22 protein-coding genes are annotated in these 24228 nt (G+C 42.7%); 3 read left to right on the top strand and 19 right to left on the bottom strand.

Going from position 1 to position 24228, the window contains the following annotated elements:
- Nucleotides 1–20: 20 nt before the first annotated feature.
- The 9 genes from D6853_RS12540 to tig form a co-directional block, all read right to left on the bottom strand.
- Entirely contained in the window at nt 21–821 is an 801-nt protein-coding gene (locus D6853_RS12540) for a hypothetical protein (RefSeq protein ID WP_120658355.1), read from the bottom strand.
- Nucleotides 822–1638: 817 nt separating this feature from the next.
- Nucleotides 1639–2445, bottom strand: coding sequence for an ABC transporter permease subunit (locus D6853_RS12545; RefSeq protein WP_120658356.1), 807 nt, complete (start codon nt 2443–2445; stop codon nt 1639–1641).
- Between the two features lie 13 nt (nt 2446–2458).
- A complete protein-coding gene (locus D6853_RS12550; RefSeq protein ID WP_120658357.1) occupies nt 2459–3250 on the bottom strand; it encodes an ABC transporter permease subunit in 792 nt (263 codons plus the stop codon).
- Between the two features lie 13 nt (nt 3251–3263).
- Nucleotides 3264–4145: an ABC transporter ATP-binding protein gene (locus tag D6853_RS12555; RefSeq protein ID WP_120658358.1), complete on the bottom strand. Its 882-nt coding sequence runs from the start codon at nt 4143–4145 to the stop codon at nt 3264–3266.
- A 23-nt stretch (nt 4146–4168) separates the two neighbouring features.
- Entirely contained in the window at nt 4169–4837 is a 669-nt protein-coding gene (locus D6853_RS12560; protein ID WP_120658359.1) for a TetR/AcrR family transcriptional regulator, read from the bottom strand.
- A 479-nt stretch (nt 4838–5316) separates the two neighbouring features.
- Nucleotides 5317–6867 (bottom strand): glutamine-hydrolyzing GMP synthase, encoded by a 1551-nt coding sequence (gene guaA, locus D6853_RS12565; RefSeq protein ID WP_120658360.1) that lies wholly within the window; start codon nt 6865–6867, stop codon nt 5317–5319.
- A gap of 116 nt (nt 6868–6983) precedes the next feature.
- Nucleotides 6984–8309 carry a C40 family peptidase gene (locus tag D6853_RS12570; RefSeq protein WP_120658361.1) on the bottom strand — a complete coding sequence of 442 codons (1326 nt, stop codon included), beginning with the start codon at nt 8307–8309 and terminating at the stop codon, nt 6984–6986.
- Nucleotides 8310–8397: 88 nt separating this feature from the next.
- On the bottom strand, nt 8398–9792 hold the full coding sequence (gene asnS, locus D6853_RS12575; RefSeq protein ID WP_120658362.1) for an asparagine--tRNA ligase: 1395 nt from the start codon (nt 9790–9792) through the stop codon (nt 8398–8400).
- 19 nt (nt 9793–9811) lie between these two features.
- Nucleotides 9812–11026, bottom strand: a complete 1215-nt coding sequence (tig, locus tag D6853_RS12580; RefSeq protein WP_120658363.1) for a trigger factor — start codon at nt 11024–11026, stop codon at nt 9812–9814.
- A 147-nt stretch (nt 11027–11173) separates the two neighbouring features.
- Here tig and D6853_RS12585 point away from each other — a divergent pair, with 147 nt between their 5' ends.
- Nucleotides 11174–11647 carry a hypothetical protein gene (locus D6853_RS12585; protein ID WP_120658364.1) on the top strand — a complete coding sequence of 158 codons (474 nt, stop codon included), beginning with the start codon at nt 11174–11176 and terminating at the stop codon, nt 11645–11647.
- A 54-nt stretch (nt 11648–11701) separates the two neighbouring features.
- Here D6853_RS12585 and D6853_RS12590 read toward each other — a convergent pair whose 3' ends face one another.
- Nucleotides 11702–12145 carry a DUF1934 domain-containing protein gene (locus D6853_RS12590; protein WP_158588749.1) on the bottom strand — a complete coding sequence of 148 codons (444 nt, stop codon included), beginning with the start codon at nt 12143–12145 and terminating at the stop codon, nt 11702–11704.
- A gap of 43 nt (nt 12146–12188) precedes the next feature.
- Entirely contained in the window at nt 12189–13064 is an 876-nt protein-coding gene (gene ispE / locus D6853_RS12595; protein ID WP_120658366.1) for a 4-(cytidine 5'-diphospho)-2-C-methyl-D-erythritol kinase, read from the bottom strand.
- A gap of 200 nt (nt 13065–13264) precedes the next feature.
- On the opposite strand from ispE, the gene D6853_RS12600 reads away from it, so the two are divergent.
- On the top strand, nt 13265–13885 hold the full coding sequence (locus D6853_RS12600; protein ID WP_120658367.1) for a hypothetical protein: 621 nt from the start codon (nt 13265–13267) through the stop codon (nt 13883–13885).
- Nucleotides 13886–13980: 95 nt separating this feature from the next.
- Here the strand turns inward: D6853_RS12600 and D6853_RS12605 are convergent, their stop codons facing one another.
- The 4 genes from D6853_RS12605 to D6853_RS12620 are packed head-to-tail and all read right to left on the bottom strand — an operon-like array spanning nt 13981 to nt 18030.
- Nucleotides 13981–14880 carry a dihydroorotate dehydrogenase gene (locus D6853_RS12605; RefSeq protein WP_120658368.1) on the bottom strand — a complete coding sequence of 300 codons (900 nt, stop codon included), beginning with the start codon at nt 14878–14880 and terminating at the stop codon, nt 13981–13983.
- A 3-nt stretch (nt 14881–14883) separates the two neighbouring features.
- Nucleotides 14884–15663, bottom strand: a complete 780-nt coding sequence (locus D6853_RS12610) for a dihydroorotate dehydrogenase electron transfer subunit (protein WP_120658369.1) — start codon at nt 15661–15663, stop codon at nt 14884–14886.
- 36 nt (nt 15664–15699) lie between these two features.
- On the bottom strand, nt 15700–16704 hold the full coding sequence (locus tag D6853_RS12615) for a hypothetical protein (RefSeq protein ID WP_120658370.1): 1005 nt from the start codon (nt 16702–16704) through the stop codon (nt 15700–15702).
- A 39-nt stretch (nt 16705–16743) separates the two neighbouring features.
- A complete protein-coding gene (locus tag D6853_RS12620) occupies nt 16744–18030 on the bottom strand; it encodes a dihydroorotase (protein WP_120658371.1) in 1287 nt (428 codons plus the stop codon).
- Nucleotides 18031–18180: 150 nt separating this feature from the next.
- Between D6853_RS12620 and D6853_RS12625 the strand changes: the two genes are divergently transcribed.
- A complete protein-coding gene (locus D6853_RS12625) occupies nt 18181–18909 on the top strand; it encodes a lysophospholipid acyltransferase family protein (RefSeq protein WP_120658372.1) in 729 nt (242 codons plus the stop codon).
- A gap of 95 nt (nt 18910–19004) precedes the next feature.
- On the opposite strand, the gene D6853_RS12630 is transcribed toward D6853_RS12625, so the two are convergent.
- From D6853_RS12630 to D6853_RS12645, 4 genes are all read right to left on the bottom strand, one after another.
- On the bottom strand, nt 19005–20210 hold the full coding sequence (locus D6853_RS12630) for a D-alanine--D-alanine ligase family protein (protein ID WP_120658373.1): 1206 nt from the start codon (nt 20208–20210) through the stop codon (nt 19005–19007).
- Nucleotides 20211–20242: 32 nt separating this feature from the next.
- Nucleotides 20243–21757 carry a Mur ligase family protein gene (locus D6853_RS12635; RefSeq protein ID WP_243108353.1) on the bottom strand — a complete coding sequence of 505 codons (1515 nt, stop codon included), beginning with the start codon at nt 21755–21757 and terminating at the stop codon, nt 20243–20245.
- A gap of 16 nt (nt 21758–21773) precedes the next feature.
- Nucleotides 21774–22568: an alpha/beta fold hydrolase gene (locus D6853_RS12640; RefSeq protein WP_120658374.1), complete on the bottom strand. Its 795-nt coding sequence runs from the start codon at nt 22566–22568 to the stop codon at nt 21774–21776.
- Between the two features lie 73 nt (nt 22569–22641).
- Complete coding sequence (locus D6853_RS12645) at nt 22642–24213, bottom strand: glycoside hydrolase family 9 protein (RefSeq protein ID WP_120658375.1); 1572 nt, start codon at nt 24211–24213, stop codon at nt 22642–22644.
- Nucleotides 24214–24228: the final 15 nt, after the last annotated feature.

Genomic DNA, 24228 nt, shown 5'->3' on the forward strand with positions numbered 1-24228 from the left:
TTGAATTGCGCCATAACCTGCTAAACTAGATATTCTTTAATCATAGCCTTTATTATATTAGAACTGATGGCATGTTGAGAAGTCTCAAATGTCATGATCATATTTTTCCCCAGAAAATATCCACTTTGCTCATATGCCTCTATCTTAACTATATTCTTGTTTGCATAAGCTATGTTATCCATCATTCCAAAATGTTCCCAGATATATTCCTTTCTAGTTCTGATATTAAGGCATGTAAAATCTGGTCTTACTGCTCCCATGCCCTTAAGTGCAAGTGGGTATTCATATCTGTATGGAATGTCACTTTGTTCCAGCATATTGGCTATTATCAGCTCAGATTTTGATCTTACCCTTATTCCATTGTTTGAAAAAAACTCTGTAACACTTTCATTAATTCCCATAGGCTCGTAGATTTCTTTTTTCCAATTCTCAACATATATTTCCAGAGGTTCAATGATTGGTGTAACAAGCTTTTTCCTTGCATCTGCCATGCCCATATACACATTTTCAAGTGACTTTATATCATAGAGCTTTAAAAACTCCCAAATATTATTTCTGATTTTTACTAGTTTCTTTTTAAGTAGCATTTCATAATCTCGCTGTGCCACCTTCTTCAGCTTGTCCATTTCTTCGATTCTCGCATACTTCCGCTTTTGTGCGAGCTTGTCTACCCAGTAATACTGGTCTTTCCCGTTACTCTTACTTATTGCAATACCACAATTGCTCAAGCTTTTTACCCTTAACGCATTCTTATCAATTTGGGTTATTAGAGCATCTATCTCCTGTATTTGTTTTTCCAATTTTTCCTTGTAATCCTGCATCAACAAACTCCTTTTTTCAGATCTACGTGACTCTACTTTATCTTTTGACTATTATCACGTAGTGCTGCACTGATATTCAGGCATTCTACGTGATACACTCTTGTTAACCAGCCCTTCCTAACGTAAATTTTCCAGATATCTACTTATTTCTACGTGGACCACAAGAATCAAGAGCAACATCTCACGTAGATGCCATAAATATCATGCATGTCACTACGCGAATAGTAGCTCAAAAAAGCCACTGCTCACGTAAGCCGTCTTTTGCCCCTTCTTTATCTATTATTTTGGGATTTACCAAGCTGTCCCAGAAAGAACAGCCATTTCAAAACAAACTTTGAAAAGAACTATCTTGAAATACAAGTGACAATATATAACAACACAGAAAAAAAGTAAAGAGATTTCTAACCGTATGGATTTCCATACGGTTATGCCTTAAGGATTAGACTCTGACGAATCCAGCCAGTATAACAACAGAGCCCTAGAAGTCGCGTATATGCGCTTCCAGGGCCTAATACAATAACACTCGTTAATTATTCCATCTCCCTAACTTAACCTGTACCTTAAACATTTTTGTTAGGGTTCTCTGTTACGATTTGATTTCATTTGGTTTCAGCTGTCCATATCACACGGACTGTATCAGCTAATGTTATCAAATTGTTATCACGGGACTGTTATCAAACTATAGTATTATTTCCTTCATTGTTAATTCTATACCTTTTTCACCTTAAAATCCATCAAATACGGTGCTACGCTTTCAAAGTCAATGTCATTCTTTTCTGTTACAACCACATTTTGCTTATTACACATATTTTCTATATCAGTTATGCAAATCACGCCTCTGATACATAGAAAGCGTGAAATGACATGACACTGCAGCAATGATAATGGTAAGAAGAATGTAGAATATGTTAAACCCTTTTTCCACCAATGCCGCTCCCGGAAAATAGAGGAAGGGCGTTAGAAAGCCTAAAAAATCAACGGTTCCAACATATTCGATGATCACCATGAGTACATAAGAGGTTAAGACGAAGAGTACCGATATTGAAAGCGCCCTCTTATTGCTTTTGCATCTTGCCGCAAGCAGCATGCCCACCGACAAAAACAACACTTGTATTAAAAACATAGCCAGCATGGTAATCCCGATTGCGCCTAAAATGCTTTCCCCTTTCGCTTGGGTAGCCAGCATCCCGATGTTAGCAATGATTGCGGTCAAGGTCATAGCCGCAACATTCAGGACAGCCGCTATGATTTTACCTTTAATGATGGTTTTACGGGGATACGGCTTTGTAAAAATAAACTCTGCTGTTCTGTTTCGTTCTTCCTTGGCGATTATAGTTGTTCCCAAAACCGCCGCATGGGTAAAAGCCACAAGGGAACACCACATATACATGCCGAGATAGTATCCCAGCGGGGAATTTATGGGGATTGTTTCCATTCCGACCATTCCATAGGCAATCAACATGATACGGGGTATTGTTTCAAGCAGAGCCATAATAGCATCTCCCGACTCTACCACCACCGGATATTCTCCTGCGGCGATCGCAACCAGACCAAGCATTGCTACCACCCAAATCAAAAAACCTTTTCTGTTATCCTTTAACTCTCTAAATATAATTGCTGTCATTGACTTTCCCCCTTTACAGAACCATTTTCATGTCTTTTCTTACAAAAATCGTATAACCTGAAATCAAAAATGTCGTGAGCAGGGCAAGGTACAAAATCAAGTATCCTGTTTCATAGCCGCCCGATGCCTGAATGATGTTGACGTTAAAATATTTGAAGGGCGAAAATAATCTTGCTACCTGGCTTTGTACTACGCTGGAATACATACCGATGAGATAAAATCCAAAGGAAATACCCAACGCAAGGGGCAGGGTGGAGCCAATCCTTGATAACAACACCCCTATTGCCATGCCCAACAGCAGAAAGAATAGCTGCAGGAGAGGAAATAGCAAATAGAGCTGAAAGAATATTGTAAATGAAAAGCTCTGACCTGGTATTGCTCTAACCGCCCACAACGATGCTGCAAAATAGCAGATGGCGGTAATAAGCAGACAGCAGCACGCCGCCGCCAGCTTAGACAGATAAACGCGCTTTCTTGTGTAAGGCTTGGTCATTAAGAAATCAGCGGTATTCTGCATATGTTCCTTGGTGATGATGGAAAGTCCTAAATTTATTGCCTGGATTGCTCCTGCCAACAGCGCAAAGCTACCATAGACACCATAGATGCCCATGCCGGTGAAAAATGTTTCGGGGTTTACCCCCATCGCCTCTAAAAAAGCATTGCCTTCCAGCAGAGCTATAGAGGACGGATCTTCCGTAAACGCGGCAGACACAGATAGCAGCGCAAGGATTGCGGCGGAAATCCCAATAGACCAAGCAATTACAGAACCTTTGTATTGTTTCATTTCAAATCGAAAGATACCCATTTGCTTCCCTCCTTTACTGGTAGTAATGCATGAAGATTTCTTCAAGAGACGGCTCTTCAATCAAAATATCAGTTGCTTTTAACGGTTGAATGGCATCGATCAAGCGGTTGACGCTGCCTTTATAGATAAAACTAATTTCACCACCATTTTTCTCATACTTTGTAATCCCATCCAAGGATAAAGAACGGTCTGAAATATTACTTTCCACACTAAGATGGACTTTTTTGTAAGCATCAGCCCGCAGCTCATGGATGTTTTGCAGGCTGATTACTTTTCCTTCTTTGAGGATAGCGATTCGGTTGCACATCTTTTGCACTTCACTGAGAATGTGAGAAGAAAACAGGATGGTAACACCTTTATTGTTTTCCTCTCGAAGTATATCAAAAAAAGTCTGCTGCATCAGAGGATCAAGTCCGCTGGTCGGCTCATCCAAAATAACAAGTCTGGGAGAATGGAGCAACCCCGCGACAATTCCAACTTTTTTCTTGTTTCCGAAGGACAGATCACGAATTTTTCGGCTGGTATCAAGCTTCAATCTTTCGCTGAGTTCTGCAATTCGTTTAGAACAATCCTTTCTGTACAGCGTCGCAGCGTAATTTAATAAATCCTTGACCGTCATGCCTTCATAAAAAAATGTTTCTGACGGAAGGTAGCCCACATCCTGTGCAATGGAAGGCGCTTCTTTAATACAATCCTTTCCAAAGATTTTGGCACTTCCCGAAGTGGGGTAAATCAACGCCAGCAGAGTACGGATGGTGGTGGATTTCCCAGCGCCGTTTGGCCCTATAAAGCCGAAAATTTCGCCCTCTTCAACCGAAAAAGTCACATCCTCGATGCCTCTTTGCTTGCCGTAGAACTTTGAGAGATTATCAATCTCAATTATATTTTTACTCATAATCAAACCTACCTTTCTTTAAATTATTGATACAACAGCTTACGAAGCAATTGGAGATATCCCTCAAATTCTTTCATGCACTGGTCATAATGAGACTTGTAATTCTCAATATCACCTCCGCAGGCCAGCAAGCTATTCATAAAACCGTCCATCGTCCATAAGATAATTTTTTGTGCCTTTTCAGCATCGATGTCCGACCTAAGCAATGACCTGTCAGCGTTTTTCACAATCCGATCCAACAATATGCCGGCGGTCAAATCAGGTACATCTTTGGGCAACCCCTCCGGAAAAACCTCTTTTAATGAAAAAGCCGCTTTAACCAAAAAGTCCATGACATACGGCTGTTCAAAGCTTAAATCTAGTTCCATTTTTGACGCTTGCCAGATGTTTTGAAGGAAGTCGTTTTTTTCCAAAACAATCTCTTCAAACTTTGTGTTGACAATGTTTAAGGTATATTTCAGAAGAAACAGGAACACCCCCTTTTTAGTACCGAAATAGTGAAACAGCAATCCTTTTGATATTCCGGCACGCTTGACGATCTCGTCCATATTGGCATACGCATAGCCTTTGGAAAACTCTTTCAGGGCTTCCATGATAAGGCGTTCACGCTTTTCTTCCTCCATCGTCATAATTTTATGATCTGCAATTTCATATTCGCCGATAAATTCAGTATTATTACTCTTACGAGCCATTATTACTCACCTCCATTTCTATCCTATTGACTTTTAAGTCAATAAAAGTATAACAAGTATTGACTTAAAAGTCAGTAGAAAATGTGGAGAAAATAGGTAAATAGTGTTTAATGTGTGACAAGGAGTGAAAAATATCAACAATCCTTTGTGTTAATGCCTTATCTTTCGGAGAAAAATTTTTAGAGCCCTTTGAAATATCCGTATAGGATTTTAATATTAACCCAATATACAAAAATAAAATCCTTCCAAAAAAAGGAAGGTTTTAAACATTTAGTCAAGTCAAATAAATAATCATACAAAAAAGCCGTAGCAAATGTATTGAATACATTCACTACGGCTCATTTTATGATCTGATTTAAACTTTGCTATTTACTCTAAAATAACACCAAATTTTCAAAGTGTATTGTCTTTTTATTGTCACTACACTTCCATACACCTCTCAAAGCCTTGTAAATACTAGCTTTGCAAGAATGCTGGTATTACTCAAGCTCTACCGTTCCCGGCGGCTTGGATGTGAGGTCATACATTACGCGGTTAACGCCTTTAACCTCATTTATGATCCTGCTCATAACTTTCTGGAGGACATCAAAAGGAAGCTCTGATGCCTCGGCGGTCATGAAGTCTACTGTCTCTACTGCGCGAAGAACAATTGCGTAGTCGTAGGTACGCTCGTCACCCATAACTCCGACGGAGCGCATATTTGATAGTGCTGCAAAATACTGATCAGGGAGCTTGGAAAGTCCTGCTGCAGCAATCTCTTCTCTGTAGATGAAATCAGCGTCCTGAACGATTCTGACCTTCTCGGCTGTAACTTCTCCGATGATACGGATTCCAAGTCCGGGGCCGGGGAAGGGCTGACGGAATACAAGATACTCGGGAAGTCCGAGCTCAAGTCCTGCCTTACGAACCTCGTCCTTGAACAATGTCTTTAAGGGCTCGATGATCTCCTTGAAATCTACGAAATCAGGAAGTCCGCCAACATTGTGATGTGACTTGATTACTGCTGACTCGCCGCCAAGTCCCGATTCAACAACGTCGGGATATATTGTTCCCTGTGCAAGGAAGTCAACTGCGCCAATCTTCTTGGCCTCTTCCTCAAACACACGGATAAACTCTTCTCCGATGATCTTACGCTTGCGCTCGGGCTCTTCTACTCCCGCAAGCTTAGCATAATATCTCTCAGCCGCATTTACGCGGATAAAGTTAATATCAAAGTTGCCTTTCTCGCCGAATACGCCTTCAACCTCGTCGCCTTCGTTCTTACGAAGAAGTCCGTGATCTACAAATACGCATGTGAGCTGCTTACCGATCGCCTTAGCAAGTAAAGCGGCAAGAACCGATGAATCAACACCACCTGAGAGAGCAAGTAAAACCTTGCCGTCTCCGACTTTTGCCTTGATTTCTTTAATAGTGTTCTCAACGAAGGAATCCATTCTCCATGTACCTGCAGTCTGGCAGATACCTCTTACGAAGTTATGGAGAATCTCTTTTCCTCTTACTGTATGTAATACTTCGGGATGGAACTGAATTGCGTACAGCTTCTTATCTTCACAAGCTGCTGCGGCAACAGGACAGTCCGCGGTATGAGCAATAATGTCAAATCCGGGTGCGACCTTACTGATGTAATCAAAATGGCTCATCCATACGATAGTGTCATCTTCAACTCCTGCAAAAAGAGCATCCTTGGAGCCATCTATAAATGTCTGTGTCTTACCGTATTCTCTTACCGGTGCCTTCTCAACCTTTCCACCAAGTACGTGCATCATAAGCTGTGCACCGTAGCAAAGACCAAGCACGGGAATACCAAGTTCAAAAAGCTCCTTGGTGTATGTGGGTGCGCCCTCTTCATAACAAGAATTGGGGCCTCCGGTTAAGATGATTCCCTTGGGTGCCATTGCCTTGATCTGCTCAATCGGAGTGCGATATGAATAGATCTCACAATAGACATTGCATTCTCTGACGCGGCGAGCTACCAGCTGATTGTACTGTCCGCCGAAATCAAGAACTATAACCTTTTCTTCTGCAGTCATTGATTCCTCCCGAAAAACTATTCGTCTATATATTAATTCTGTACGATTATACACTACTGTATAATTCCAAACAACATATTACACAGATATCTTGTTAAAAGATATCTCGAATACCCTTACAGATATCTTCTGACACATATAATCGGTCTGTACATCGCAGAACTGTACTTAATACCCGTCTTCTGCGTACTTGCGTGAACTATCTGTCCACCGCCTATATAGATTCCAACGTGTCCGCCATAGTAGATAACATCACCGGGCTGTGCCTCGCTATACGATACTTCTCTACCGTATGCGCTCTGCTCCCACGATGTTCTGGGAACCGATATTCCAAATGCCTTATAAACAGAATATACAAATCCTGAACAATCCGCTCCGTCCGTAAGACTCGTTCCACCGGAAACATAAGGATTGCCCACAAACTGACACGCATAATTGGCAACATTGGAGCCCGAAGCACTTCCCGCCGGAGCATAGCTCTTGGAGCCACCCGAACCGCCTGAATTACCTGAGCCTCCTGATCCACCGGATCCTCCCGAACCCGATCCGCCGGAATCGCCCGAAGCGTAGCTGTTTCTTTCGGCTTCTTCTGCATCGCGCGCTGCCTGTGTGGCCTTTCTTGCTTCATCAACTTCTTTTTGCTTGGATTCTATCTGCTTCTGAAGGCTTGCCATACCTGACTGCTGGCTCTTTATCTGCGCCGTGTAAACTGCAGCGTCCTGCTTAGCCTTGGCAAGCTTAACCTCATAGTCCGCATAGGTAGCCTTGTACTTCGCAAGAAGCTCTTCCATATATGTCTGCTCTTCTTCAAGCTCAAACTGCGAAGTCTCAAGCTCTCCCTTCTCAACCTCGAGCTGCTCCTTGATGGTCTTGGCTGTTTCCTTGGCTTCTACATATTCCGAAAGCTTGGTCCTGTCATATTCATAAAGCTCTTCAACATACTGAGCTTTGTTAAGCGCATCCGCATAACTGGTAGCAGTCAAAAGAATCTGCACATACGATAAGTTTCCTTTCTCGTACATAAACTTGATTCTCTGAACCATCGCTTGATAAAGAGTCTCTTCTTTCTGCTTGGCGTCCTCATACTCTTTTTGTTTTACATCAATCTCAGCCTGCTTCTTGGCAATATCCTCTTTTATCATCTCTATATCAGCCATGATAGCAACTAACTCAGAGTTGGTCTCATCTATAGCTTCCTGAGTTTCGCCCTGTGCCTCTGAGATCGAACCGATCCTACTGTTGGCACCGTCAAGCCCCTTCTGACTCTCTTTCTTTTGCTTCTCCAGCTCTTTCTTTTGATTCTTAAGCTCCTGCTCTTCCTTTTCAAGCTTGTCCTGTTTTTCCTGTAAATCAGAACTGGTGGTAGCCCGGACAGGGGTCACCACCAGCATACTAAGGACTAAGGAAAGAATTATTGCAAAAAAAGTATTTCTTTTTTTCATTTCATCCTCCTTGTCCTTTATTATTCAAAACTCTATATATCTATAATAACATGTTGACGCGGCAAAAGAAATTTCGCCAATCCGTCAATTACAGATCGCAATTTCCTACAGTTCTCGGGAAGGACTCAACGTCTCTGATGTTGCCCATACCTGTGAGGTACATTACGCAACGCTCAAATCCAAGTCCGAATCCTGCGTGGCGAACGCTTCCGTACTTTCTCAGATCAAGATAGAACTGATACTCATCCTTCTTCATTCCAAGCTCGTCCATACGCTTCTCAAGGATTGCAAGATCGTCTTCTCTCTGGCTTCCGCCGATGATCTCTCCGATTCCGGGAACAAGACAATCCGCTGCCGCAACAGTCTTTCCGTCGGGATTGAGCTTCATGTAGAACGCCTTGATCTCCTTGGGATAATCAGTTACGAATACAGGCTTTTTGAATACTTCCTCTGTAAGGAATCTCTCGTGCTCGGTCTGAAGATCGCAGCCCCAAGATACCTTGTAGTCGAACTTATCATTGTTCTTGGAAAGGATATCAATTGCCTCTGTATATGTGATACGTCCGAATTCGTTGTTTACTACGTTGTTGAGTCTGTCGATCAGACCCTTATCGATAAATTCGTTGAAGAACGCCATCTCCTCAGGGCAATGCTCAAGAACATAATTGATAACATACTTAAGCATAGCTTCAGCTGTGTCGCAATCATCCTTAAGATCCGCAAAGCACATCTCAGGCTCGATCATCCAGAACTCAGCTGCATGCCTTGTTGTGTTGGAGTTCTCTGCACGGAATGTGGGTCCGAATGTATAAACGTTCTTAAATGCAAAAGCATAAGTCTCTACGTTAAGCTGTCCGCTAACTGTAAGGTTAACGGGCTTTCCAAAGAAGTCCTTGGAGAAATCAACTCCTCCGTCCTCGGTCTTCGGAACATTGTTAAGGTCAAGTGTTGTTACCTGGAACATCTCTCCTGCACCTTCACAGTCACTTCCTGTGATAAGGGGAGTGTGAACATATACAAAGTTTCTCTCCTGGAAGAAGGAGTGAATAGCATATGCGGCAACAGAACGTACCTTGAATACTGCCTCAAAAGTGTTGGTTCTTGCACGAAGATGAGGAATTGTTCTAAGGAACTCAAGAGTATGTCTCTTCTTCTGAAGAGGATAATCCGAAGTAGAAGCTCCCTCGATCTCAACTGCTTCTGCCTGCATTTCGAAAGGCTGCTTTGCTCCGGGAGTAGCAACAATTGTTCCTGTAGCGATAACCGCTGCTCCTACATTCAACTTGCTGATCTCAGCAAAGTTGGAAAGTGCATCCGAATATACGATCTGCAAGGGCTTAAAATAAGTTCCGTCGTTAAGAACAATAAATCCTATAGCCTTTGAATCACGAATACTTCTGATCCAACCACCTACTGTAACCTTCTGCCCTGCGTATTTATCCTGTTCTACAAATAATGCTCTGATATCTGTAAGTTGTTCCATAGCATCCTCCCTAATCAAATCATTTCTCAACAGGCTCCACCACATTGGCGTTGTCTTTTAAGAATCCCATAACTTTCTCTGCCATAAGGCCTTCTCTGCAAACCTCAATATCAACTTTCTCTTTGAATTCCTCATATGTGCTGTAAGCGTTATTGGAACCGTCACCGTATGACTCTTTGAGATAATTATCAATATCTTCGTCTGTAACTTCCAAGCCCTCTTTCTTGGCAATTGCTGCGAGCATGATAAACTTATTGGCGTTGTCTTTTACCAGATTCTTGATGAAATCTTCAGGTGAACCTGTGGCGCCTTGGTTCTGCATCATCATGTTTACAAGATCTTCTGCTGTAGCCTGCTGTCCTGTATACATAAAGTAAGTATTGACATAGCTGTTTATCACATCTCTCTCTTCAATGAAAAATCTGTTATAAAGCTTCTCGGGAATATCCTTAAATGTGCTGTTATCAAAAACATTAGTAAGGATTGCTTCTCTGAGCTGATCGTCATATTCGGAATCTGCTGTCTTCTGAAGGTTCTCTCTTACGTTCTTTTTAAGACTCTCAAGATCAGTAACACCGGTCATTGCAAGGCTCTTAGCCCACTCATCGGTGATATCGGTTGATTTCTGAGAAATCTTATTTACTGTGACCTTGAAGATAACTTCCTTACCTGCGAGATTGGCTGCTGCATAATCTTCAGGGAATGTAAGATTGATATCTTTGCTCTCTCCGACTCCCATTCCGATAACTCCGTCCTCAAATCCGGGGATAAAAGATCCTGAGCCGATCTCAAGGTCATATCCCTGAGCCGTTCCGCCTTCAAAAACCTCTTCTGTATCAGCGTATCTACCCTCAAAATCAATGTTTGCAACATCGCCGCTCTCAACCGCTCTGTCTGTAATCTCAGTCATAAGCGGTGAACTGAGTGCAAGATTGTTGATATATTCCTCAACCTGCTCATCTGTTACGGTTGCGGGAGCAATTTCTATCGTAATACCCTTGTACTCACCGAGTTCTACATACTCCTCAGGATTGATATCATTAAGTGTGATAGTCTCAAGCTTGTCTATATCCTTGAAAATAGCCATCGTTGAAGCAACATCGTCCTCGGATGAAGCCGATGATGCCGAAGCACTTTCTGCCTCAGTCGCATTATTTTTCTTTGCACCGTTACATGCAGACAAAGAAGAAGCCATCAAAACGCCGGCTAAAACCAATGCAATTTTCTTATTCATAATCTACTCCTTATTAATGCAATATCTTAAAAACAATATTTTTTATACTACCACACCTTGCAAAATGATTAAAGTATTTATTTGCCTAACGCCACAAAGAATGCTACAATACTTCTTGCTACAATTTGTGTTTTGGAGGATTGAAAATTGAGTACAGCACTTATCGTTACTATCGTAATTGCGGTTATTTTGGTTGCGCTCATTGTTGCGCTTATAATAGTCGGTAAAAAAGCCGAAAAAAGACAGGCAGAGCAGCAGGTTCAGCTCGACGCCATGAAGCAGACCGTTGCTATGCTTATTATTGATAAAAAGAGAATGAAGCTTAACGAATCCGGTCTTCCTCAGTCGGTTATCGAGCAGACCCCCAAGCTTCTTAGAAGATCCAAGCTTCCCATCCTTAAAGTCAGGGTCGGAAACAGGGTTATGAGCCTTATCTGCGACGAGAAGATTTACGAATCCGTTCCCGTCAAAAAAGAAGTTAAGGCTACCGTCAGTGGTATCTATGTAACTGAGGTTAAGGGTCTTCACGGCAAAACCGTTGTTACCGAGAAAAAGAAAGGCTTCTTCAAAGGCCTTCTCGCAAAGGCACAGGAAAAAGCCGGCGCCAAGATGGTTAAATAATTATTTGAATCTAAGAAGGGATGTCATACCAAGTTTGGTACGACATCCCTTTTTTTATTTCCGTTTTTTGGTTTCTATGGTTATCACCGAATCTGAAACAATCTCATCCCCCATCTTAATCGCGTACTCGGCGACAGCCTTGATCTCCCCAACATCTCCCTCTTCAAATGCAAGGCTCTTCGTGATCACGTTCATAAACATCTTGCCGTAAGGGGTGTTATACTCGGTCTCGTGGTCCTTACCTTCACTAAATACAAGGCCTGTACTCATCGATCCGCCTCTTTGAACTTCGAGCATCTTCTTGTCAGGCGAGATAATTGCCTTGTTATGGAAAACAAACCTGTGTCCGTCCGCTTCCTGCACTTCTTTATATTCGATGATCCCTGTTCCGTCTGAAGTGACCTCGTAAACTCCCTCTGATACAGTATTTATCTTTTCTTCCGGCTCTCCCTGTCTGTTGTGGATGCCGGTCACATTTACTTCTACTTTTTTCTTCATAAAAATCATCCAATTCTACTATATATTCAGCCTCGAGCACTTATTACTTATTCTGCCCGGGATTTATCGGCGTTGTTACAAACAGCTGCGGAGCAAGCCCGCTCTCTTCGACAGCCTTATAAGCTCCTTCCGCCGTTTCCTTATCATCAAAAATACCAAAGACTGTCGGGCCGCTTCCAGTCATAAATGCTCTGATCGCGCCGTTATCTTCCATGATCTTCTCCAATTTACCTATAACTTCGTGTTCTCCTGCCGTTACAGGCTCAAGAACGTTGCCTATAAGATCACAGATCTTATGAACATCCCCGGCTTCTATAGCGCTTTTTACACCGTCTATATCAGGATGAACATCTATTCCTTTTTTATCCAGTTCCTTATACACCCAAGGGGTTGAAACGCCGATCTCAGGCTTGGCAACTACGATATGACAGCTTGGCATATCCTTGATCACCGTAAGCTCCTCACCTATTCCCTCGGCAAGAGCCGTTCCTCCGATTATACAGTAGGGAATATCCGCTCCGAGCTTAACCGCGAGCTCACAAAGCTCATTATTACTGAGGCCAAGCCCCCAGAGCTCGTTAAGAGCAAGATACGCCGCTGCAGCGTCGGTGCTTCCGCCCGCCATTCCGGCTGCTACGGGGATTCTTTTAATAAGCTCTATATTTACTCCTTTATTTATCCCATATTTTTCCTTGAGCTGATAAGCAACTTTGCAGATCAGATTATCTTTTCCAAGAGGAAGATTACTTCCGGGAGCGGTAAGAATTACTTCGCCGCTTTCATTTTCTTCAAAGGTAAGCGTGTCATAAATATCAACGTTTTGCATTATCATACGCACGATATGGTATCCGTCATTACGTGTACCCACAACATCCAGTCCCAGATTTATTTTTGCATAAGCTTTTCTTTCTGTTTTCATCACTATTTACCTCATTTTTCAGCTGTCAAAAAGCCTTTTTTCGCTTCCCGACAAGGTTATTATAGCAGATAAGAAAGTTTATAAAAATTTATTATTTTATCGCTAAATTATTTGATAAAATAGCCGATAAGACAGATAGGTAAACTATAGTTTCGTTTCAGCGCGGTATTTAGTATCCTGTCGCGGAAAAGGAGTTCACTATGGGCGTAAACGGACTTACCGAGGTTACTAACAACATCGCAACCACCTATGCTTCAACGATCAATCCTTCCTCCGTTGAGGAGAAGAAGAAAGACAATGAAGTACAGGAGAAAGCCCAAGCTGCGGCTGTGTATGAGAAGTCTGATGAAAAACAAGCATCCTCTTCCCAGAACACAGACAGAACCAAGATCATTAAACAGATGCAAGCCGATGTTGCAGCACGCCAGCAGCAGTTGCTGGATATTGTCCAGAAGATGATGGGCAAACAGGCAAAGGCATACGGCATTGCAAACAATGAAAATGATGAGGATTCTATTTGGAAATTCCTTGCAAAAGGTGATTTCACCGTAGATGCGGCTACCAAGGCTCAGGCTGAGGCAGACATCGCCGAGGACGGATATTGGGGCGTACAACAGACCTCCGAGCGTATCCTCGACTTTGCCAAAACTCTTGCCGGAGACGATCCGGAGAAGCTTGAAAAAATGAGAGCTGCTTTTGAAAAGGGTTATGCGCAGGCGGAAAAGACATGGGGAGGCGAGCTTCCCGAAATCTCAAAGCGCACCTTTGACGCAGTAATGAAAGGATTTGACGAGCTTACCGGAAAAACAGAGACAGAATAATCGTTGCTAGTAACAAAAGGAAGAGCCTGAAAAGACTCTTCCTTTTACGTTGCGCAAATATAAAAATTTCAATATCTTGATCTTTCAGTAAAGGATCAAACAATACCTCTTATCTCATTAATATCCTGTACATTACATTTCTTCATGTACTCTTCTATTCCCTCTACAACCTTTTCCGTTGTATAAGGATCATGGAAATTCATTGCTCCGACTGCAATTGCTGTCGCTCCCGCCATTATAAACTCTATCGCATCCTCGGCATTTGCTATTCCGCCCATTCCGATTATAGGAATATTAACGGCGTGAGCCGCCTCATATACCATCCTTACGGCGACGGGTTTGATCGCGGGACCCGACATTCCGCCTGTCTTGTTTGCTAGAGCGAACTGCCTCTTATAAATATCAATCTTCATTCCCGTGATCGTATTTATAAGCGAAATTGCATCGGCACCTGCTGCCTCGGCAGCTTTTGCCATCTCGGCAATGCTTGTTACATTGGGGCTGAGCTTCATGATAATGGGCTGCTTAGCCTTTTCTTTTATCCTCTTTGTGATGTCATAAAGAGCATCCTTGTTCTGACCGAAAGCAATAGCTCCCTCTTTAACATTGGGGCATGAAACGTTGATCTCAAGCATGTCTACCTTCTGATCGCCGAGTCTTTCAACAACCTCTAGATAGTCCTCAACCGACTTACCGCATACGTTGACAATGACTTTGGTGTCATATTTGGACAAAAAACTCAGATCTCTGTCAATAAACACATCGATTCCCGGATTCTGAAGACCGATCGCATTGAGCATTCCGCCGTATACTTCGGCAACTCTCGGTGTCGGATTTCCGGGCCATGGCACATTGGCAACGCCCTTGGTCACAACAGCGCCTAGCTTATTAAGGTCTACAAATTCCGAATACTCCATTCCCGATCCGAATGTTCCGGAAGCCGTCATAACGGGATTTTTAAATTCTACACCTGCTATCTTAACTTTTGTATTCATATATCACATCTCCAAATCGTCAGCATCAAATACGGGACCGTCGGTACAAATCCTTGCGTTATGAACGCGCGAGTGGTCATCAATCTCTTTTGTCTTGGTTATGCATCCAAGGCACGCGCCCACTCCGCAGGCCATTCTCTCTTCAAGAGAAAGATACGCCTTGGCTCCGATCTCTCCGGCATAAGCCTTGATCGCTCTTAGCATCGGCATCGGTCCGCAGGCGAAAATAACATCGCACTTAATGTCATTGGCTTTTAGAGCATCTATAACATTTCCATTTGTTCCGACACTGCCGTCTTCTGTTGCAATATACATATCTGAATACTTTTCAAATTCATCGGAAAGGAATGTCTCGCTGTTTCTGTATCCCATAACAGCGCTTACTTTGGCATCCGTAAGTCGCTTGGCCGTCTCAAGAAGCGGCGGAACACCGATTCCTCCGCCCATGACAACAACATTTTTTCCATTTGCCTTATCAAGAGGAAATCCGTTGCCGAGAGGTCCAAGTATCATAATATAATCATCTGGCCGGTAAAGTGAAAACTCCGCCGTTCCGCTTCCGACAACTCTATACACAAGTCGTATCGCCGATCTTTCGGCATCAACCTCGCATACGCTTATCGGTCTGGGTAAAAGAGTTGCTTTATTTACGGGGTATACACCCACAAACTGCCCCGGAACAACGTCTTTTGCAAAAGGTGTCTCAAGCCACAGCTCGTATATGCCATCGGCAAGAAGCCCGCAGCTAAGTACCTTTGCTTCTTTTTTCATCTTGTTAGCCATCAGATTTCTCCTTAATATCTTAATTGCAAGAATGCATTATTTCTCTTCGACGAATCCATTACTTATAAGGTCATCAATCGCTTCCTCATCGTAACTTGAAAACTCACCTAAAGGATCATTGCCGGTATTGTCAAAGCCGGTGTGATCGTCATAGTACTTTTTGTACTCTCTCCACTTATACTGGATCGCGCTGTCCAAATAATCTTCCTCAAACGTTCTAACGTATACGGTAGCTTTCTTGGTAGGCGCAGCAGGCTCAACAAACGGTGTGAATTCAGTGAACTCATAGCCATGCTTATCTATGATCTCTTTCCACTTATCGTATGTGATCTTCTCCGCATTGTCTGCTGTAGGATCACTGTCGGAGCGATAGTATACCACATCATCTCCCGGCAGGTCATATCTGATCCCTTCTACAACTTCAAGCTTATCCTTATTGAAATTATTAAATGTAGCAACAGCAATTGTTGTATCTGAATTCAGATTTCCTTCTTCTTTGATGATAGTTCCGTCTGTTCCGAAATAATATCTGTCATAGCCTTCGCACTTTATTACGTGCTCAGGATTACCGTCTTTAAGAGTAAAAATATCGTAGATAACTGAATTATATCTTCCTCTAGCCTGAAGATTGGTATCAACAATATAATTAGTCGATCCGAGAATAAGCTCATCTGTACCATCGCCGTCAAGATCCTTTTTAAGATAACCGTATCTCACATCAGTATCCATTTCCATCTCACCGGCCTTTATCTGAGTGCTTGCAGAAACATCCAATGCGCTGATGTCGCCCTTTTCTACAGCTTCTTTTATCTCAGATATAAGTGAGTCATAACTTCCAGAACCGTTTCCTGCCTTATCTTCCTTTGCGACATCTTCTGATGCAGCATTGTCGCTGCCTGCATCACTGCCCTCAACATCGATAGTCGGATCTTCGTTTGCTGCGACGTTACCGTCTGTCTTATCATCAATAGATGAAAGTCCTGACTGGCATCCTGTCAAAACTACGCACAGCATCATCATTGCCACTAATTTTCTTTTCATCTTTCCTCTCCTTTTTAGCATTTTTATATAAAGCTCTTATCACGCCTTATAAACTATTTCCCCACCGCATATCGTGTAATAGATCTTTCCCGGAAGTGTCTCTCCAAGGAACGGTGTATTGGTCGCCTTGGATACGCTCTTGTCAAACGTCCACATCTCATCCTTGGAAAAGATGACAAGATCTCCCCTTCCGCCTTCCTTTACTTCTCCGGCATCCAGCCCATAGATCTTGGCAGGATTGATCGTCATCTTCTTAAGTAATCCCAAAAGACTCATATATCCTTTATCAACAATCTCTCTTATTCCAAGCGAAAGAGATGTCTCAAGTCCTGTTATACCGCTCGGTGCGGCTGTGATCTGTCTTTCTTTTTCTTCCTTGGAATGGGGAGCATGATCTGTTGCAATTGTCTCTATAGTGCCGTCTTTAAGACCTTGAATTATGGCCTGCCTGTCACTTTCAAGTCGCAGGGGCGGATTCATCTTGGCAAGCGTTCCATGCTCAAGAACTGCTTCCTCCGTAAGCGTAAAGTGGTGAGGTGTTGCCTCAGCGTATACTAACACACCTCTCTTTTTGGCCTCTCTTATAAGTTCTACGGACTCCGCAGCACTTATATGCTGAACAGTGATCTTGGCTCCGGTTCTCTCCGCGATCTCGATATCTCTTTTGACCATAACTATCTCTGCATCTCTGGGTGACCCCTTAATGCCCAGCTTCTTGGCAACAACTCCGGCATTAATTCCATTATCAGAAATATACGCAGGATCTTCCTCGTGAAGACTTATAACCTTGTCATACTTGCAAGCCTTCTCACATGCCCTTTCCATGAGTTTTGCATCCGTTATGGGTTTGCCATCATCAGTAAAAAGAACTGCTCCCGCTTCTATTAGTTTACTCATATCGGTAAGCTCTTTTCCCTCCATGTCCTTAGTAACATTGCCGCAAGTATAAACATTTATTCCGGTTTCCTTACCTTTATCAAGAACATACTTAAGCGTATCCACATTGTCCATATGAGGATTGGTATTTCCCATCATGACTACTGTGGTAAAGCCGCCTCTTTTGGCCGCCTCTGCTCCGGTATAGATATCTTCCTTGTAAGTTGCCCCCGGATCTCTGAAATGAACATGTGCATCGACAAGGCCTGCCGTTACGATCAGACCCGAAGCATCTATAACTTCATTTCTGCCATCATTCAAAAGATCGGCTACATGATCACTTCCGGGATCAGCTATTGTAGTTATCTTCCCATTGTCGATCACTATGTCTTTTACTCCGGAAACTTCTGATCCGGGATCTATCAAAAATCCGTTTCTAATAATTAACATGCACTGTCTCCAATATTTATCTAATGAATCATACAAGATTCAACCAACACTTTTTTCTCCTGCCCCATTATACGACAATTTAATAGATAATGGCATTAAAATATGTGGTAAAATAGCTTTTGGAAAATAATATCAGGAAAAGAGGTCTAAATGATTCGCTTAGTTTTAACGCTTTTATTTATTGTTATATTTCTTATTTTCAGCATTCCGATCCAGCTTGTTTTGCTGATTATAAAGAAATTTAATCCACAGCTTGTAAAGACAGCCTCACTTGCAATTGTAGGTTGGGCTTTTAGATGCATCATATTTATCTGCGGTATCAAGCAGACTGTTATCGGTGAAGAAAACGTACCTAAGGACAAAGCTGTTCTCTATGTAGGTAACCACAGAAGCTACTTCGACATTGTTCTTACCTATCCCAGAGTTCCCGGCCCTACAGGCTTTATCTCCAAGGATGTCATTAAAAAGGTTCCGATCCTCGGTTTCTGGATGGTATTCCTTGATTGCCTGTTCCTTGACAGAAAAGATTTAAGAAAAGGTCTTGAGATGGTTCTTTCCGCGATCGATAAGGTTAAAAACGGCATCTCAATCTTTATCTTCCCTGAAGGAACGAGAAATACAACGGATGCTCCGCTCCTTGACTTCCACAAAGGAAGCTTTAAGATCGCGCAGAAGTCCGGATGTCCCATTGTACCTGTTGTAATCAATCACTCAAGAGACATCTTCGAAAATCATATGCCATTCCTAAAGGCTACTTCCGTTACGATCGAGTATTGTCCTCCAATCTATTTAAATGAGCTGGAAAAAGAGGATCAGAAGAATATCGACGTTTATGTAAAGAACATAATCGAAAAGACTTATGTTAAAAACGAAAAGTAATAACTGCAATTAAGCAAATAATAATTAATCATTTAAGCGGACATGTAACTGGTTTACATGTCCGCCTTTATTATATCTTTCTGAAGCTTACCGGATCACATCTTGCTACCCTTTGATCCGCCGCCAAGCTTAACTCCTTCAAGTACATTGGTCTCGAATGAGTAAACAACCTTGTGATTTTCTCTGTCTGCCTTAAGCGCGAGATCGATCATATTATCAAGAAGATGCTCGTACTTCATTCCAAGTGGCTCCCAGAGATAGAATGCAAGAGATCCCGGAATTGTGTTTATCTCGTTGAGGTAAACATTATTGTTATCCATATCGATCATGAAATCTATTCTTGATACACCGCTGCAGCCAAGACACTTAAATGCGTCGACAGCCATTGTTCTGATCTTGTCTCTCATCTCATCGGATATATCGGCAGGGATCTTTCTCTTAAGAGAAGCCATTCCTTCACTGCCTGATGACTTGGCTCCCTTCGCACTTCCCTTTGCTCCGCCGATATACTTATCTTCAAAAGAAAGAATCTCATCCGAGTTGATAGGTTCCTCACACTCCGAAGCTTCAGCCTCTTCGTAGTCACCAAGAACCGAGCAGTTGATCTCCTTGAGGTTCTCTATTGCGGGCTCAACAAGAATCTTTTTTGAAAACTCAAATCCGAGCTCAAGCGCCTCAACAAGTCCCTCTCTGTCAGACGCCTTCTTGATTCCGATACTTGATCCGAGATTGATGGGCTTTATGATAACGGGATATTTAAACGCTGCTTCTATCTTAGCTATAAGTGCATCAACGTCCTCGTAGTCAACCCATGTGTAGCACTTACAATCAAGAACGGGAATATTGTTGTCCTTAAGCACCGTCTTCATAACATACTTGTTCATTCCGACTGCGGATGAAAGAACATCACATCCGACAACGGGAAGTCCCATCGTTGCAAGATAGCCCTGAAGATTTCCATCCTCAACGTTTGTTCCGTGAACAATAGGGAAAGCAACATCAACAGTTGTAATGACATTGTTTCCGAACTTTTTCATGGGGTATCTAACGAGAGAAACCTTATCATTTTCTTTTACCCAGATAACCTGTGTGCTCTTTTTAAGAAGATCGGAAATATGTGTGTATTCCTCGATGTTTCCGATACTCTCGCCCACATAAAAATCGTTGTTCTTGGTCATATAAACAGGGATAATATCATACTTATCCTTGTTCATGCTTCCTATTGCCTGGATTGCAGAGATAATAGAAATCTCATGTTCTGTACTTTTTCCGCCGAATAAAACCGCTACTTTAAGTTTCATAGTATGTCCTCTTTCGTCTCAAATCACCATTATCATGTATAGTTATCAGGAAGATCGTTCTCCAAAAGGATTACCTTTTCTTTTCCCGCTTCAAGCTCATACATAAGCTTTGTTGCTTCATTAAGAGAATTCTTTACAAAGAGCTTGTCTGAAGAAAAACCTGCTTCCTCAGCTCCCTTCTTGATAGCCTTTGTATTTGCTTCTCCGACAAGAATGATATAATCGCACACCTTGGCAGCCTGCTCGCCAAAAGCCTTGTTGTACTCATCTTCTTTTTCTCCAAGTTCAACCATTCCGGGAGTGACAAGGATCTTCACCTTGCCTTCGAAGAGATCAAGAGTCTCAAGCGCAACCTTGGCTCCGTTTGGATTGGAATTATATGCGTCATCCAATATTGACACCGCGCCATGCTTAACAAGCTCAAGTCTATGCGGAACAGACTGAATACGTCTTACGCCCATCTTAAGCTTGTTCATCGGAACACCCATCTTGTATGCCGCAGCGATAGCTCCCATGATGTTCTCTACGTTGTGGCGTCCTACAAGCTTGGTGTTAAACTCGCCGCTCTCTCCGTCGGGAGCAGTGACCGTAAATGTCGTTCCGGAACTTGTCACCTTGATATCCGTAGCTCTGAAGTCATTTCCCTCAGACAAGCCATAGGTTATGGCATCTTTATATTTCATGTTGGCTCTTATTATCTCATTATCGCCGTTAACGAACTTAAGATGCTCACCGACTTTATCGGCCGCCTTTTCTTCTACGGCGTCCAAAAGCTCATATTTGGTGCTTACTATATTCTCAAGAGAATGGAACGTCTCAAGATGCTGATATCCTATTGATGTGAGGATTCCGTCATCGGGATGAACGATATCCGTTATCTCTTTTATATCATGAAGATGTCTTGCGCCCATCTCACAAACAAAGATCTCATGTGTGGGCTGCATCTTTTCTCTTATAGTCCTTACGATTCCCATCGGCGTGTTAAAGCTCTCGGGTGTCATAAGCACTCTGTATTTCTCAGACAAAAGAGTGGTCAGGTAATACTTAACGCTTGTCTTACCAAAGCTTCCGGTGATACCGATTATCCTAAGGCCTTCGTGTTCCTTAAGGATGCGCTTTGCATCATCTATAAACCAATTGGAGATTCTCTTCTCAACAGGCTTGTTTATAAAGTTTGCAAGCGCCACTACAAGCGAAAGAAGTACGATGTAAACACCGAGTAATATCAGAAGTACGGTCTTTCCTGCGGAAGACTTTGCGCATACTCCCCCGATGATAAGGAATAAAGCAAATATAAGACCATAAGTTACAAACAGTCTCTTAACCCTATCCGTTACTACAAACTTTTTCTTTGCGGGCTTTGGAATATACGGCATCAATGCAGCGTATATCGGCCCGTGATTGGTGATCGCATTCCTTAAAGATCTAAAATATCCCTGAAACTGATAGCTTGAAAGCTGCAACATGTGCGTGTAATATCTCAGTCCCAGTACTGCTGCCGCTATATATAAAACGGCGAGCAAAACAATGATCGCTATATTCATCATCTATCCTCAATTCTACTTACATCTTGATTCCCAAAAAGCTTCCCAAAATCTTGTTATATGCGTACAAGTTATCAAGGAACGAATAGTGGCCCGCTCCGTTAATTACAGCTAGCCCTGCATTCGGCATGAGCTCTTCCATCTTCTTTCCGTCTGAAAGAGGTGTAGCCGTGTCCGCATCTCCCCAGATAAGAAGAACGGGCTGTGTAACAGCCGGCATGTAAGGCGTCATGTCTTCGTTAACCGCCATTACAAGGCTCTTTCTCATAACAGGTGAAGCCGCCGCATAATCGGCGCTTCCGAACTTTTTCTGAAGCTTATCCATCGCGCCCGGCCATATCTTTATTAGGCCACTCTTTGTAATAAGGTTTTTGTAAAACTTATATCTGCTGCTTCTCTTTTTCTGAGCGGCAGTCTTAACGGGAATAACTCCCGCTGAATCCGTAAGTATGATCTTGGGAATGGTAAAATCAGTCTTTATCCTACCCTCGTTGATGCCGGAAGCAAGCTTGATTATTATCCTTCCGCCCATCGAATGACCAAGGAATATTATCTCCTTTTCGTTTGGATAAAGCTCTTTTATGAAATCAAGAACAAAGGAAACGTACGCATCGACATTCATCGGCTCCGCAGGTTCATCACTTTTTCCAAATCCGGGCATATCCATCGCAACAACGTGATATCCCTTCTTGGCAAAGTTCACAACTCCGTTAAAAAGCTCAATGTTGGAACCCCAACCGTGAAGCATAACAAGTAGTGTTCCGCTGCCTTCATCTATGTAATTGATATTATGATTGCCTATTTTTACATTCATATCATCACCACTATAGCACCGCGTCAAAGTGCAATCAATCCGCATCTATGCCTTGCACTTTGCAAATTGTGCTCTACTGTCTGAGGACGCTGAGCATAAATACGAAAAGCGCATCTTTCTGCGGATCGTTCATAATTCCGCTCTTGGCTTCATTTGCAAGGAAAGTCCTCTCAGTCTCTTCCGTCACAAAGTTCATAGCGTCCGGATTCATTCCCATAAGATAATGCACATGATTTTCTATAATAGTTGTGTATTCATGATTATATATTATGTGATCTGTCACTGACAAACATCGCATATCATACAGCATTTTTAAAAGATCTTCCTCTCCCGTCTTGGTAACAAGATAGGAGGACTGCGAAGCCTCAGCGGCTATATTCTCAGCTTTTTTCATAAGAAGCTTCATGAGCGCGCTGCATCTGTCCACATCAACGTTCTGGCTTGTGGAAAGATAAGTTACGCTTCCGAGGAAAATATCTTCATCATCAAAAAAGAGCTCGTCAAAATCATTCCTTGTAAAATAAAGATTCAGAACGTCCTCGTAGTTCTTTCCTCCCGTTGCTCTGTAAAGCTGTGCTGCTGCCTTAAACGCCGCCGTGCTGTCGTCACTCTTATGATTGTTAAAATAACACGTCCAGGCCCTGTCTGCCGCCTTAAGACACGTTGTGGCATATTCCGGATCATACTGCTGATAGATATAACTAAACCTTGCCATAGTTGAAGCAAAGCCAATTGTGGCATCCATCGAGATCGAAGTCACATAGACGGGATATGTAAAAAGCTCTCCGCCCTTTGAACTGTCCGTAACTGCGGCGCCGTATACACCACCCGTTTTGGAATCCTGCATCTTAAGAAGCCAGTCTGCTTCATATTTCACTTCATCCAAAATATCCGGAATGTTATTTCCGCTCTCGGGAATCCCCGTAGTATCAGAAAAAGCATCGCCGTTCATCTCATAAGCCAGAAGGAAATTCTCTGCTATCATGCAGCCAAGCACCGTGTCTCTGTCCGCCATCTCATTCATGTGCCAACCGCCCGTCACATCAATCTCCGTCTGCATATTTTCCTGAAGATGTGCAAGCGCCGTGTGGCACGCACTGTGTGCATTTTCGCCTGCGTATTCTTCCGAAAGCGAAGTTCCGCATCTGTTTATGTAGAACTTCTTGCAAGCACTCGTAAACACATCTTCAAATACATCGCCTGAAACCTTGAAAGAATAAGACTCTCCTATAATATCCGCATAGAGATAATATCTGCCTTCATTTTTTACATCCGTAAAATAACCGATCGCCGTGTATTCCGACAGCGCAGCATCATAGCCTGCTTTTACAAGCTTACCTTCATAAACGGGCTTACCCGTGTTGTCATCATAGACATAGAAGCTCTCCGGAAGGTCTTTTCCCTTAAAAACAGCTACCTTCTCATCCTCTGGTCTAAAGCCGTTCTGATCCACTAAGATATTCGGAATCTGAACCGGAACCTCATAATCCGCCACTTCTCCGGATCCCTGGATAAAAGGTAAGTTCTCCTGGATATCCACCTGCTTTTCAGCAGAAGAAGCGCCGCAGCCTGCGACGCTTCCCAAAACGGACAATACAATGCCCATCACTATTATTCTGTTTTTCCCTCTCATAACAGAAAACATATCGATCTATTGTCC

Origin of the sequence: Butyrivibrio sp. X503 (genome assembly GCF_003625475.1) — a bacterium.
GTDB lineage: Bacteria > Bacillota > Clostridia > Lachnospirales > Lachnospiraceae > Butyrivibrio.

Bases quoted from the DNA above. Each gene is read 5' to 3' on its own strand.
- D6853_RS12540 (WP_120658355.1), bottom strand. From the start codon at position 821: ATGCAGGATTACAAGGAAAAATTGGAAAAACAAATACAGGAGATAGAT.
- D6853_RS12545 (WP_120658356.1), bottom strand. From the start codon at position 2,445: ATGACAGCAATTATATTTAGAGAGTTAAAGGATAACAGAAAAGGTTTT.
- D6853_RS12550 (WP_120658357.1), bottom strand. From the start codon at position 3,250: ATGGGTATCTTTCGATTTGAAATGAAACAATACAAAGGTTCTGTAATT.
- D6853_RS12555 (WP_120658358.1), bottom strand. From the start codon at position 4,145: ATGAGTAAAAATATAATTGAGATTGATAATCTCTCAAAGTTCTACGGC.
- D6853_RS12560 (WP_120658359.1), bottom strand. From the start codon at position 4,837: ATGGCTCGTAAGAGTAATAATACTGAATTTATCGGCGAATATGAAATT.
- guaA (WP_120658360.1), bottom strand. From the start codon at position 6,867: ATGACTGCAGAAGAAAAGGTTATAGTTCTTGATTTCGGCGGACAGTAC.
- D6853_RS12570 (WP_120658361.1), bottom strand. From the start codon at position 8,309: ATGAAAAAAAGAAATACTTTTTTTGCAATAATTCTTTCCTTAGTCCTT.
- asnS (WP_120658362.1), bottom strand. From the start codon at position 9,792: ATGGAACAACTTACAGATATCAGAGCATTATTTGTAGAACAGGATAAA.
- tig (WP_120658363.1), bottom strand. From the start codon at position 11,026: ATGAATAAGAAAATTGCATTGGTTTTAGCCGGCGTTTTGATGGCTTCT.
- D6853_RS12590 (WP_158588749.1), bottom strand. From the start codon at position 12,145: ATGAAGAAAAAAGTAGAAGTAAATGTGACCGGCATCCACAACAGACAG.
- ispE (WP_120658366.1), bottom strand. From the start codon at position 13,064: ATGAAAACAGAAAGAAAAGCTTATGCAAAAATAAATCTGGGACTGGAT.
- D6853_RS12600 (WP_120658367.1), top strand. From the start codon at position 13,265: ATGGGCGTAAACGGACTTACCGAGGTTACTAACAACATCGCAACCACC.
- D6853_RS12605 (WP_120658368.1), bottom strand. From the start codon at position 14,880: ATGAATACAAAAGTTAAGATAGCAGGTGTAGAATTTAAAAATCCCGTT.
- D6853_RS12610 (WP_120658369.1), bottom strand. From the start codon at position 15,663: ATGGCTAACAAGATGAAAAAAGAAGCAAAGGTACTTAGCTGCGGGCTT.
- D6853_RS12615 (WP_120658370.1), bottom strand. From the start codon at position 16,704: ATGAAAAGAAAATTAGTGGCAATGATGATGCTGTGCGTAGTTTTGACA.
- D6853_RS12620 (WP_120658371.1), bottom strand. From the start codon at position 18,030: ATGTTAATTATTAGAAACGGATTTTTGATAGATCCCGGATCAGAAGTT.
- D6853_RS12625 (WP_120658372.1), top strand. From the start codon at position 18,181: ATGATTCGCTTAGTTTTAACGCTTTTATTTATTGTTATATTTCTTATT.
- D6853_RS12630 (WP_120658373.1), bottom strand. From the start codon at position 20,210: ATGAAACTTAAAGTAGCGGTTTTATTCGGCGGAAAAAGTACAGAACAT.
- D6853_RS12635 (WP_243108353.1), bottom strand. From the start codon at position 21,757: ATGATGAATATAGCGATCATTGTTTTGCTCGCCGTTTTATATATAGCG.
- D6853_RS12640 (WP_120658374.1), bottom strand. From the start codon at position 22,568: ATGAATGTAAAAATAGGCAATCATAATATCAATTACATAGATGAAGGC.
- D6853_RS12645 (WP_120658375.1), bottom strand. From the start codon at position 24,213: ATGTTTTCTGTTATGAGAGGGAAAAACAGAATAATAGTGATGGGCATT.